Annotated in this window: 8 protein-coding genes; all 8 read left to right on the top strand. The window is 34.1% G+C overall.

The features are described 5' to 3' along the window. Positions 1 to 33: 33 nt before the first annotated feature. The 8 genes from ACHRVX_RS01885 (at position 34) to ACHRVX_RS01920 (ending at position 12891) form a co-directional block, all read left to right on the top strand. A complete protein-coding gene (locus tag ACHRVX_RS01885) occupies positions 34 to 2835 on the top strand; it encodes a triple tyrosine motif-containing protein (protein WP_395328437.1) in 2802 nt (933 codons plus the stop codon). Between the two features lie 239 nt (positions 2836 to 3074). Further along, positions 3075 to 6113 (top strand): SusC/RagA family TonB-linked outer membrane protein, encoded by a 3039-nt coding sequence (locus tag ACHRVX_RS01890; protein ID WP_395328440.1) that lies wholly within the window; start codon positions 3075 to 3077, stop codon positions 6111 to 6113. Between the two features lie 11 nt (positions 6114 to 6124). Next, on the top strand, positions 6125 to 7624 hold the full coding sequence (locus tag ACHRVX_RS01895; protein ID WP_395328443.1) for a RagB/SusD family nutrient uptake outer membrane protein: 1500 nt from the start codon (positions 6125 to 6127) through the stop codon (positions 7622 to 7624). A gap of 12 nt (positions 7625 to 7636) precedes the next feature. After that, positions 7637 to 9241 (top strand): hypothetical protein, encoded by a 1605-nt coding sequence (locus tag ACHRVX_RS01900; RefSeq protein WP_395328445.1) that lies wholly within the window; start codon positions 7637 to 7639, stop codon positions 9239 to 9241. A 52-nt stretch (positions 9242 to 9293) separates the two neighbouring features. After that, positions 9294 to 10952 carry a family 16 glycosylhydrolase gene (locus tag ACHRVX_RS01905; protein ID WP_395328448.1) on the top strand — a complete coding sequence of 553 codons (1659 nt, stop codon included), beginning with the start codon at positions 9294 to 9296 and terminating at the stop codon, positions 10950 to 10952. Positions 10953 to 11032: 80 nt separating this feature from the next. Beyond that, positions 11033 to 11791: a family 16 glycosylhydrolase gene (locus ACHRVX_RS01910; RefSeq protein WP_395328451.1), complete on the top strand. Its 759-nt coding sequence runs from the start codon at positions 11033 to 11035 to the stop codon at positions 11789 to 11791. A gap of 320 nt (positions 11792 to 12111) precedes the next feature. Then, positions 12112 to 12696 carry an RNA polymerase sigma factor gene (locus ACHRVX_RS01915; RefSeq protein WP_395328454.1) on the top strand — a complete coding sequence of 195 codons (585 nt, stop codon included), beginning with the start codon at positions 12112 to 12114 and terminating at the stop codon, positions 12694 to 12696. Between the two features lie 51 nt (positions 12697 to 12747). Then, entirely contained in the window at positions 12748 to 12891 is a 144-nt protein-coding gene (locus tag ACHRVX_RS01920; protein ID WP_165571330.1) for a hypothetical protein, read from the top strand. Positions 12892 to 13338: the final 447 nt, after the last annotated feature.

Genomic DNA, 13338 nt, shown 5'->3' on the forward strand with positions numbered 1-13338 from the left:
TGTTTTTACACTAAATTAATACCACGGCTCAATTTGAAAACTAAATTTTCCCTACTATTTTTTTTGATCAGTTTTATCCTGTTTTCGCAGGAGTTTCCGCCTATTATTAAATATTCATCGGCTGTTTATGGTGCGGGAAATCAAAGTTGGATGATATCTCAGGACGATCAAAACTATTTGTATTTTGCTAATAACGACGGACTTTTAGAATATAACGGTACCAACTGGCAATTATATCCCACGCCGGACGAAACCATAATGCGATCTGTAAAAGTAATTGGCAGCAAAATTTATACAGGCAGTTATATGAATTTTGGATACTGGACAAGACAAAATAATGGTAAATTAAAATATACTTCCCTTAGCAATACAATAAAAAATAAGATTTTAGACGACGAACAGTTTTGGAATATTCTTAAATACGATCAATGGATTTTATTTCAATCCTTAAACCGAATCTACATTTATGACACTAAAACCGGAAAATTTAAAATTATTGCACCAAAAAATGGCGTTGTAAAATCGTTCGCCAATAAAAATGCTATTTATTTTCAAACCATAAAAGAAGGACTTTTTGAAATAGAAAGCGGAAAAGCAAAATTAGTTTCGGATAATCCGATTCTAAAAAAATTCACGATTGTAAATGTCTTTACGGCAGAAGATTGTTTACTGATCCAAACCCAATTAGACGGAATCTATAAATTATCAGGAAATAATCTAACTCGTTTTACAACAGATGTTGATGCGGATTTAAAATCAAGTTTTGTGTACAGCAGTCAGCTTTTGCAAGACGGAAGTTTTGCATTGGGAACGGTTTCAAACGGAATTTTTATTTTATCTGATAAAGGAAAACTAAAATACCATATTTCGCAAAGTAAAGGTTTAAGCAATAATACCGCTTTGTCCCTTTTTGAAGATAAAGACCAGAATTTATGGGCGGGACTTGACAATGGAATCAATTGCATTAATATCAATTCGCCCGTACATAGTTTTACAGATGATACCGGGGTTTTAGGAACCGTTTACGCATCAGCAACTTTTAATGGCTTATTGTATGTGGGAACTAATCAGGGATTATTTTGTAAAAGCATTCAAAGCAATTCAGAATTTAAATTCATCAACGGAACAAAAGGGCAGGTTTGGTCACTTTTTGTATATGACAATACACTTTTCTGCGGACATGATTCTGGAACTTTTATTGTAACAAATGAGTCGGCACATACTATATTTTCGGGATCCGGAACGTGGAAATTTGAAGCCGTTCCTAATAACAAAAACCAACTGCTTCAGGGAAATTATTACGGAATTTCGGTTTTGGAAAAAGTAAACAATCAGTGGGTTTTCAAAAATAAAATACAAGGTTTTAATTATTCATCGCGTTATTTTGAAATCTCCAATAATTTTGATGTGTATGTCAGCCACGAATACAAAGGTATTTTTAGATTAAAACTCGATAAATCATTATTAAAAACGCATGGTTTCTACACGTATAAATCGCCTCAAAAGGGAAAAAATGCAAGTTTGACCAAATTCAATAATCAGATTTATTATGCTTATAAAGGTGGAATTTTCAAACTAAACCAAAACACAAAACTCTTTAAAAAAGACAATTTATTAAGTTCTATTTTCGAAAAAGACGAATATACATCCGGAAAATTAATCGTAGACAATTCAAACAAAATCTGGTTATTTTCTAAAAACTACATTCACTACTTTTCTGCCAGTAAATTGAGCAATCAGTTAAAGCAAAATGTAATTCCGATTCCGTCCTCATTGACCAATTCAATGTTAGGATTTGAAAATATTACACAAATTTCAAAATCGACTTACTTAATAGGCACAACCGATGGTTATTATACATTGAATATTGATGATTTGAGTTTTAAAAATTATACCGTTTTTATAACTGATATTACAATCAACAAACAAAATGAGATTTTACAAAATGTGGCGATTCAAAACGAAGGAAGTTTCAAATCAAATGAAAATAACATCACTTTAAATTACACCGTTCCTGAATACAATAAATACATCAACTCAGAATATCAGTATTTATTAGAAGGTTTCCAGAATGACTGGAGCGAATGGAGTACAAAAGCAACGGTAAACTTTAAAAACCTTTCGCCTGGAAAATATACGTTTAAAGTAAGAGCAAAATATGCCAACACCATTTTACAAAATACCGCGACCTATACATTTGTAGTTTTAAAACCGTGGTATGTAACTAATTTTGCGTGGTTTGTTTACTTCCTTTTAATGTTTGTATTAGCGTATTTTATTAATAAAGCCTATCTCAATTATTATCACAAGCAAAAAGAGAAATTAATCGAAGAAAACAATCTATTGTTAGAGATTAAGGAGCTGGAAAACGAACAACAATTAATGAAGCTTAGAAACGAACAGCTTTCTCAGGACGTTGATAATAAAAACCGTGAACTGGCGGTTTCAACAATGAGCTTAAACAGTAAAAACGAATTACTGGCTTTTATAAAAGAAGATTTAAAAAAGACAACTCAAAACGATAGCAATAATATCAAATCAGTTATAAGCACCATTAATAAAAATATTACTGAGGAAGATTCCTGGAATGTCTTTAAGGAGGCATTCGATAATGCAGATAAAGATTTTTTAAAAAGAATAAAACAGCTTCATCCGTTGCTTACTCCAAATGATTTGAGATTGTGCGCTTACTTGCGATTGAACCTTTCCTCAAAAGAAATTGCTCCTTTATTCAATATCTCAGTTCGAAGTGTAGAGATTAAAAGATATCGTTTGCGTAAAAAAATGGATTTACAGCACGAAATCGGTTTAGTCGAATATATCCTGTCTGTATAGGAAACCAAAAAGAGCTCTAAAAAAACTATACATTACCACAACATTAACGTTGTATTAGGAAATTCGTGCTAATTTGTTAAAGAAATTAACATTCGTAATTTATAGTTAAATAGGGGTTTATTTTAAGGTATTGCTAATTTGTCAAGGTTTTTTTGAGATGTATGTTTTTTGTTGTGGTTAAATTTATCGTTTTCCTAAAGCGATAAGATAAATTTAGCTTCAATAAAAACTAACTAATTATGAAATCCAAATTATTACTAACCGTACTATTATTGTGTACATCATTTGCATTTTCGCAAACTTTTGATGTAAGCGGTACAGTACTAGATGGCTCAGGTTTATCACTGCCGGGCGTGAATGTAAAAGTTAAAAGTTCCTCACAAAGTACAACCACAGACTTTGACGGATCGTTTAAATTATCAGCAGTTCCTAAAGGAACCATTATTGTTTTCAGTTATGTAGGTTTTAAAACGCAGGAAGTTGCAGTTTCAGGAACCAAAATAACAGTTAAAATGACCGACGATTCAAGATCTCTTGATGAAGTTGTAGTTATTGGTTACGGAACTCAAAAAAAGAGAGAAGTAACCGGAGCAGTTTCTACTGTTGACAGTAAAACACTTGATCTCCTGAAACCGGCAAGAATTGAGCAGGCATTGCAAGGTACAATGTCAGGAGTAAATGTAACCACTCAATCCGGAGCGCCGGGAGCACCATTAGACATTCGTATTCGTGGTATAGCGACAAATGGTGAAAACAGACCTACCACTATTATTGACGGTTATGTGGGAGATTTGTCATTACTTAATCCTAATGATATTGAAACTATTACTGTATTAAAGGATGCTCAGGCGGCTATTTACGGTACAATTGGAGCAAACGGAATCATTTTGGTTACAACCAAAATGGGAAAGAAAAATTCTAAAACAAAAATATCTTTTAATAGCTATACAGGATTTCAGGAAACGTCCAGAAAATTACCTACACTAAACGCTACAGAATATGGTCTTTTATTAAACGAAAGTTATGCAAATAGCGGGAAACCAATTCCTTATCCAAATGTAAGCGGTTTAGGTAAAGGGACAAACTGGCAAGATGAAGTTTTCAAAAAAGGAGTTCCAATCATTAGTAATGATTTAACAATTTCCGGAGGGTCAGAAAAAATTGCTTACTCCATAAGTGGTTCACATTTAGATCAGGAAGGAATTGTAGGGGGCGACAAGTCAGGTTTTTTAAGAAATACTGCAAGATTAGGTTTGACGGCTGATTTGAGTGATAAATTCAAATTGAAAACCAACGTAATCTATACTTATTTTACAAGAAATACATTAAACGAAAACGGCTTAGGATCGGTTTTATTCAATGCATTAAATGTTCCGGCAACATTAAGCCCTTATGATGCAAATGGAGATTTTACCTTAGTTCCGAATACTACAGGATTAGGAAACGAAATTATCAATCCTTTAGCACAAATAGCGAATACCTATAATGATTATAATTATAAAAAACTGAACGGAAATTTTGGATTGGATTATAAAATTTTCAAAGGTTTTGTATTATCAAGTTCAATAGGTTTTAATACTTCAAACAGTGAATCAAAAACCTTTGGCAAACAAATTAGTTATGGCGGAAAAGTGTTTGATGTTCAAAGAAGTTCAGTGACTCAGGGCGCTGTAAATGATAATAATTATTCGTTTGACCTTTTTGGAACTTACAATACAAAAATCGCAGATAAACATAACATTACAGGAACTGTAGGTACAACTATTTTTAAAGAATGGGGGAACGGACTTTATGCCACTGGTTTTGATGTTCCTAATAATTCATGGGATTTCGCAGATATATCCTTGACCAAAGGAGTTTCGGCAACTTTAACCAATAGCTCCTATGTATACGATCAACGAAGATTATCTTATTTTGGAAGACTTCAGTATGATTATAACGGGAAATATTTATTATCAGCAATGCTTCGTCGCGATTCCTCCACTAAATTTGGACCAGGCAACAAAGTAGGATACTTTCCGTCATTTACAGGAGGTTGGGTAGTTTCTAAGGAAGGTTTCTTCGGAGATTCTAAAACTATTAGCTTCTTAAAATTAAGAGCCAGTTATGGAACTTTAGGAAACGATCAAATCCCAAATTACGGTTATTTAGGACTTTTATCAGGTGAGGCAACTTACGTTTTTGATGGAACATTAGTAAACGGAACGGCGACAGGACAAGTGCCAAATCCTGATTTAAAATGGGAAGAAGCAAAAAAGTTTGATGTTGGTTTAGATGTAAATCTTTTAAACGACAAAATATCCATCGTTGCAGATTATTTTATCGATACCAGAAAAGATTTATTGATCCCGAATATTCCGGTTTCGGGAATTACAGGAATTGGTGCTCCTGGTGCAAGTGCGCCAACATTAAATGCAGGATCTGTAAGAAACTCAGGAGTTGAATTTGCAATTGATTACAAAGATAAAATCTCAGATTCTTTTTCTTTTAGCATAGGATACAATGTAACCTTTCTTAAAAATGAGGTGTTAGAAGTAAATAATGGAACAGGTTTTATTGAAGGCGGAGCATTTGGAGTAGGACAGCCAGCACCATCACGAATGGAAATAGGAAAACCTTTAGGCTATTTTTACGGATATCAAACCGATGGAATTTTCCAGAATCAGTCAGAAATTGATGCACATCCTTCGCAATTGGCTTTAGGTGCAAATGCAGCTCCCGGAGATCTTCGTTATGTTGATGTAAATGGTGATGGTGTAATTGATATTAAAGATAAAACCAATATTGGGGATCCAATTCCGGATGCTACAATGGGATTCAATTTACAGTTAAACTACAAAAATCTTGATTTTGCTGTTTATACTTTTGCCTCGGTTGGGAACGATATGGTTCGCAATTATGAAAGAACTTTATCAGATGCTAATCGTTTAGATTATGTTTTAGACAGATGGACAGGAGAAGGATCTACAAACACAACACCAAGAGTGACAACAGGAGCGACGGCAAACAATGTTTTTTCGAATTATTTTGTTGAAGATGCTTCTTATTTAAGAATCCAGAATGTACAATTAGGATATACACTTAATCCAACGATATCTCAAAAAGCCGGAATAACAAAGTTAAGACTTTATGCAGGAGTAAATAATTTATACACATTTACAAAATACAAAGGTTTTGATCCGGGAGCCTCAAGCGGAGCGCCTGTTGGGGGCGGAATTGACTACGGATTTTATCCTGTTCCAAGAACCTATTTATTGGGCTTAAACATTAATTTTTAATTTCAGTTAAAATGAAAAAATATTTATTTACAACCATTATAACGCTAACACTCTTCTCGACAATAAGTATTTCCTGTTCAGACGAGTTTGTAGATCCAAAAGTAGAATATTCGATAGATTCTGAAAATTATTTTAACTCAAAAGCAGATTATGAACAAGCCTTAATTGCTGCTTATGATTTGCTTCAATCCTCATACGTAAATGTTTTATTAGGCGAAATTGCCTCAGATAATACATTAGCAGGAGGAGAAAGCCCAACAGATGTTATAGGTTTTCAGCAAATAGACGATATGATCCATACTCAGACAAACAGCAATCTAAGAGATATCTGGAACTGGATGTTTGCAGGAGTTCAAAGAGCCAATTATATTCTTGAATTTAAAGATAAAACAGATTTTGAGGGAAAAAACCAGCTTATTGCAGAGACACGTTTTCTTAGAGCATATTACCAGTTTGAGTTAGTGAAATGGTTTGGTGGAATCCCGATGAAAGGAGATGCAAGATTTAAAATTGGAGATGAAAAAACAACCCCGCGTTCATCAGTTGCAGAAGTTTATGCTTCAATCGAAGCTGATTTAACCTTTGCTGTTGCAAATTTATCTCCAACTGCATCTCAAAAAGGCCGTGTAACTAAAGGTGCTGCTCAGGCATTATTAGGCAAAGCATATTTGTATCAAAGTAAATTTGTACAAGCGGCTAGTATTCTTGATGCAGTAATAACTTCAGGAAAATACACTTTACAGGCAGATTATAATGAAATGTTTGAATTAGCAGGAGAAAACGGAACAGAATCTGTTTTTGAAGTACAATATACAGATGTTGAAGGTGCAGGATTTACTTGCTTACAATGTAGTGAAGGAAACGTCGCGGTTGGTTTTAGCGGAATAAGAAATTTTTCAGGACCGCTTTTTTCTTCAGGATTTAGTTTTAACATCCCAACCAAAGAAAGTGCCGATGCTTTTGAAGTTGGCGACAAACGCAAAGATGTTGCCATACTTGATATGGTAGCTTTTGCTGCTGCCAACGCTTCATTTGATGGAGGAAAAGGCGTTAGTTACGGAAAAGGAAATGAAGACACAGGTTATTTTAATCGAAAATACCTTCCGAGAAAAAGAAGTGCCGATGCTCAGGGAGATTTAAACCTGACAAACCCGAATAATTACAGAGCAATACGTTACGCCGATGTTTTATTAATGGCTGCAGAAGCATACAATCGCGGAGCAATCGATGATACAAAAGCAAGAACCTATTTAAATCAGGTTCGCAGACGTGCTTTTGGCGATACCAACCATGACATTGCAGCTTCCGGAGCAGCTTTAACAGATTTTATTTTAGCCGAAAGAAGAGTAGAACTTTTTGGCGAAGGACATCGTTTCTTTGATTTAGTAAGAACAGGAAAAGCAGTGGGCAAAATTCCCGGGTTTACCGCAAATAAAAACGAATTATTTCCATTACCAATTGAAGAAATTCAATTTGCAAACGGAAACTGGCAACAAAATCCTGGATATTAAAAAAATACGATCATGAAAAAAATACATTTTATAATAAGTCTTTTCGTTTTAGCACTGCTTTCGGGTTGTGAAAGCGATGACAGCAATGTTAATTTAGATGGGCTTAGTGCACCGGCAAATATAGCAGCTTTGACCACCGTAACCCAGGATAATACCGGTAAGGTAACTTTTACTCCTACTGGCGAAGGTGTTACGCAATACAAAATAAATTACGGAGACGGAACACCGGATTCAGATTATTTTGCATCAGGAACCACCACGACACATACTTATAAGGAAGGTGTTTATCAGTCGAAAATTATCGCGATGGGAATTACAGGAGAAACAACCCAAATTACTAAAGAAGTAATGGTGTCATTTAAAGCTCCGGCAAATTTAAAAGTCGAAATTGCAAATGATGTTTCCATATCCAATAAAGTAACCCTGAAAGCAACGGCTGATTTTGCATTGTTTTATGATGTTTATTTTGGAGAAACCGGAAAACCCGAACCTATTACGGCAAACAATGGCGAATCGGTTTCCTATACTTATAAAGAGCCGGGCGTTTACAGTATTCGTGTAGTATCAAAAAGTGCCGCTATCAAAACAACAGAATACAAAGTTGATTTTACGGCAAAATTAATCCTGAACCCAACAGCTTCTGCTCCAACACCGCCTAACAGACCGGCAGGAAATGTGATTTCAATCTACAGTTCAAAATATACAAACTTAGCAGGAACAGATTTCTTCCCAAATTGGGGGCAATCAACCGGTTATACTGAATTTGATTTGAATGGAGATAAAATGCTGAACTATACAAACTTAAATTATGAAGGAATTGCATTTGCAGATGGTGTAAAAGCAAATGTTACATCAATGGATTATATTCACATGGATGTCTGGACAGCAGATTTACCAAAATTAGATATATTCCTGATTAGCAGTACTAAAATAAATGGAGAAAGAGCAGTATCAAAAGATCTGACCGCAAACCAATGGACAAGTATTGATATTCCAATTTCGGCATTTACAAGTCAGGATGGATTTACAGTAGCAGATATTTTTCAATTGAAATTGGTGGGAGCTCCGGCAGGAAAGAACGTGTATATAGATAATATTTATTTCTATAAAAACGGAGAAGCACTAAGTACTGCGGCGCCAACGCCAGTTAAAGCTGCTGCAGATGTTATTTCAATGTTTAGTGATGCATACACAAATGTTCCTGTTGCAACATGGCGCACAGATTGGTCAGCTGCTACATTAGAAGAAACAGCAGTGGCAGGAAATGCAGTAAAAAAATACTCAGATTTAAACTTTGTAGGTATTGAACCCACTGCAACAATTGATGCATCAGGAATGACACACTTTCACGTAGATGTATGGTCAGCTGACTTTACGGAATTCCGAATTAAATTAGTCGATTTTGGTGCTAATGGTGTTTATAACGGAGGCGCAGATGATAAAGAACATGAAATTAAAATCTCCGCACCAGCAAAAGGAACATGGGTAAGTTTAGATATTCCGTTAAGTGATTTTACAGGATTAACAACACGGGCTCATATCGCACAGCTTATATATTCAGCAAATCCTTCCGGAGCGAATACCGTCTATATTGATAACGTTTATTTTCATAAATAGAAACTAAACCTTTATCGATTAAATGAATTTACATTTTATAAAAACGAACAAAATGAAAAAATATAATAAATACTTCGTACTGCTTTTTGCAATGCTATTTGCTATAAGTTGTCAAAATGAGGATTATTCTTTTGGAGATTTATCAGCCCCAACCAATATTAAGGTCACAGCTGAAATTATTGGTAAAACAACCGATGCTCCAAACGGAGACGGATCAGGAATGGTTAAGTTTACTGCCACAGGAGATAATGCTGTTTCGTATAAATATGCCTTTAGCGACGGTACGTCAGAAAATTCGCCAAGCGGAATATTTACCAAACGTTTTACAAAAACAGGAGTAAATACCTATACCGTTACCGTAATTGCATCCGGAAGAGGAGGAGTAGCCACAAACATAACGACAGAAGTTACAGTAATAAGTAATTTTAGAGATGATGAAGCAGTTACACTTTTAACCGGAGGATCCTCAAAAAAATGGTATTTTTCAGCTTCTGAGCCAGGACATTTAGGAGTAGGTCAAAATGATGGAGATGCTACTAAAAATTATTATCCAAATTATTATTCCGCAGGAGCTTTTGAAAAAGCAGCATCGCCGGCAAGCAGCTGTTTATATGGAAATGAATTGACTTTCTCATTAGACGGAGATCAATTGAAATTTGAATTAAATAATGGAGGGGCAACATTTTTCAATGCTTCTTTTGCAAGTGTTGCAGGAGGAAGTTCACCTGATGATGCCTGTCTGACGTACAATACGGGAGGTAAAAAAACAGTTTCGTTAAGTCCTTCAGAATCTTTTGTGATGGCAAACCCCAATCACGCTACACAAACCAGAGGTACAACAATGAATTTCTCTGATAATGGATTTATGGGTTATTATATTGGTCAGAATTCTTATGAAATCCTGTCAATTACAGCAAACAGAATGGTGGTAAGAGCCGTTATGGGAGGAAATCCTGCATTAGCCTGGTATCATACCTTTACAACAACAAAACCATCTCAGACTCCGCCTTCAGATTTCACAAAATTAGTATGGTCTGATGAGTTTAACACAGATGGAGCTCCGGATGCCACAAAATGGGTGTATGATTTAGGAAAAGGAGATAACGGCTGGGGAAATAATGAAAAACAAAACTATACCAACTCAGCAACCAACGTAATTGTTCAGGGGGGAAGCTTAAAAATCACCGCTAAAAAAGAAGTTTCCGGCGGAGCAGATTATTCTTCGGCACGATTAAAATCAGACGGTAAATTTAGTTTTACATATGGTAAAGTCGAAATCAAAGCCAAACTTCCGCTAGGTGTTGGAACATGGCCGGCAATCTGGATGTTAGGACAAAATTATGCAACAAAACCATGGCCAGCCTGTGGTGAAATAGATATTATGGAACATGTGGGCAAAAATCAGGATGTGGTTCTGAGCACGCTTCATTATCCCGGACATTCAGGTGGAAATGGAAATACTGGATCTAAAACAATTCCAAATGTTTCAACAGAATTTCATGTTTATAAAACAGTCTGGAGTGCGGCATCAGTACAAACTTTTGCAGACGATGTTTTAATTCATTCTGTTCCTAACGATGGTTCATTGCCTTTTAACAGCGACTTTTTCTTAATTTTGAATGTTGCAATGGGAGGGAATCTAGGCGGTAATATTGATCCTGCTTTTACACAATCTTCAATGGAAATTGATTATGTAAGAGTATATCAATAGGTTAAATTAATTAGTAGAAAATGAAGTGAGAAGGTCAGTTTAAGGCTGACCTTCTTATTTTGTAAATTTAAAGTGATGGTATGAAAAAAGTAATGGTATTAATAATGATTAGCTATTTTAGTTTTGCGCAGCAGGTAAAACGAAAACTGGTCTGGGAAGAAACTTTCAATAAAAAAGAAATAAATGAAAACGTCTGGAATTTCGAGCTTGGCGATGGCTGTCCGGATTTATGCGGTTACGGAAATAATGAAAGACAGATTTACACTAAAACAAACCACGTAATTAAAGATGGAAATTTAATTATCGAAGCCAGAAAAGAAGGCAATACATACACATCAACAAAAATCACCACAAAAGGAAAAAAAGAATTTAAATACGGCAGAATCGAAGCCAGGGCAAAATTACCCGTTGGTCATGGTTTATGGCCGGCATTCTGGATGCTTGGAGCAAATATTGATGCCGTAAAATGGCCCAAAACTGGCGAAATAGATATATTAGAATACATTGGGCGAGATCCTCATATGGTTTATACAACCTTGCATACACAGGACAGTCACGGAAATACAATCAATACAAAACGAACTGCTTTCCCTGCTATTGAAGAAGGATATCATGTATATGCAATTGAATGGACAAAAGATAAAATGGACTTTTTTGTTGATAAAACACTGGTTTATACCTTTAATCCCGAAATTAAAAACGAAGACACATGGCCTTTTGATAAGCCGTTTTATATTATTGTAAATTTAGCAATAGGAGGAAATTTTGGAGGTCCTGAAGTGGACGATACCATACTTCCCCAAAAGTTTTATGTTGATTATGTCCGCGTATATCAATAATGTTTTAAAAAGAATTTCAGAACAAGATATAAAAGCTTAACTATTTAATTGTAAGTATTTTATATCTTGTTTTTTAGTTAAAATTGATTGCTGTTTTTTATCGTTTTTTATGAATAAATACATGTGAATAAACCTGTACTGCAAAAATTAACTTTTTATTGTTAAATATTCTGTATTTAGTTTGCTTTTTAAAATAATAATTTGTTAAATTTGGTCAGAATATTAACATAACCTAAAATCAACGATTCGCCTATACAATAAAACTACTTTTAGAAAAAATTACTCCAAATTTTAAAACAGAACTAAAAAAAAGTAGTATTATGGCTGATCTGCATATTCCAGACGCTCTATTAGTGAAAAATTATGTTGAAGGCAATGAAAATGCCCTTTCGACATTGATAAAGAGACATGAGTCTAAGATATATGGATTTATATATTCTAAGATTGCTGATAGAGATATTTCAAACGATATTTTTCAAGACACTTTTATTAAGGTAATTAAAACCTTAAAAAGTAATTCCTATAATGAAGAAGGTAAATTTTTGCCTTGGGTAATGCGTATATCTCACAATTTAATTGTGGATCACTTTCGTAAAACCAAAAAAATGCCAATGTATAGAGAGACCGAAGAATTTTCGATTTTTTCTGTAATGTCTGATGATTCACTAACCATAGAAAACAAAATGATCTTTGATCAGGTCGAAGTGGACTTAAAAAAGATTATTGAAGAACTTCCGTCAGATCAAAAAGAAGTTTTAGTAATGCGTATGTATCAGGACATGAGTTTCAAGGAAATATCTGAACTTACAGGGGTTAGCATCAATACAGCATTAGGAAGAATGAGATATGCCCTTATGAATTTAAGAAAAATAATTGACAAACATCAAATTATTTTAACCAACTAATACTATTTTGATAAATAGCCCGTTATACTATTATAAAACATTTTTGATAGTATGGCGAAAATTTACTCTAAAAAGGCATTAGCTTCTAAAGATTTAAAACCTAAAAAAGAAGTTGTTTCTTTTTTACTAAATTACTCACAAGCTTTAACGATTGTGAAAATTGAAGAAAAAAGTTTTGAAATTATAGCTAATTAAACAGCCCACTACTTTTGTCGGATGTTTATTTCGAAAGAAAAACCAAATGGTCGTTTTGGTTGAAAGCTCACTATTTGTATGCAAATACAGGTAGTGAGTTTTTTTTTGTCTCACACTTTTTGACGCCTTTTTGCAAATATATAATATCTTGTCATTGAGCTATTTTTATAAATTTACTCCTTATAATGGCTTCCTTTTTCTAATTATTCCAACAGTGATTTTGTTAAAATTTCATCTTTTATGTGATTTTTGTTTATTTATTCAATAATTAGTTTTATTTTGGTTAAAAAGTAATTTTTAATTCAATAAAATTACAATTTATAGAAGATTTCTGTATTAAAAACCTTTCAATTAATTGAAATACATAACGATAAGTAAAATTAGTAAGTAAATGTTTAACCAAAAGCCAAATAATTTATGAAGAAAAACTACCCTAAATTTGTTTTG

It is taken from the genome of Flavobacterium sp. FlaQc-47, assembly GCF_044006475.1.
Taxonomy (GTDB): Bacteria; Bacteroidota; Bacteroidia; order Flavobacteriales; family Flavobacteriaceae; genus Flavobacterium.

Excerpts from the sequence above, each read along its gene's own strand:
- ACHRVX_RS01890 (WP_395328440.1), top strand. The coding sequence starts at position 3,075 with ATGAAATCCAAATTATTACTAACCGTACTATTATTGTGTACATCATTT.
- ACHRVX_RS01895 (WP_395328443.1), top strand. The coding sequence starts at position 6,125 with ATGAAAAAATATTTATTTACAACCATTATAACGCTAACACTCTTCTCG.
- ACHRVX_RS01900 (WP_395328445.1), top strand. The coding sequence starts at position 7,637 with ATGAAAAAAATACATTTTATAATAAGTCTTTTCGTTTTAGCACTGCTT.
- ACHRVX_RS01905 (WP_395328448.1), top strand. The coding sequence starts at position 9,294 with ATGAAAAAATATAATAAATACTTCGTACTGCTTTTTGCAATGCTATTT.
- ACHRVX_RS01910 (WP_395328451.1), top strand. The coding sequence starts at position 11,033 with ATGAAAAAAGTAATGGTATTAATAATGATTAGCTATTTTAGTTTTGCG.
- ACHRVX_RS01915 (WP_395328454.1), top strand. The coding sequence starts at position 12,112 with ATGGCTGATCTGCATATTCCAGACGCTCTATTAGTGAAAAATTATGTT.
- ACHRVX_RS01920 (WP_165571330.1), top strand. The coding sequence starts at position 12,748 with ATGGCGAAAATTTACTCTAAAAAGGCATTAGCTTCTAAAGATTTAAAA.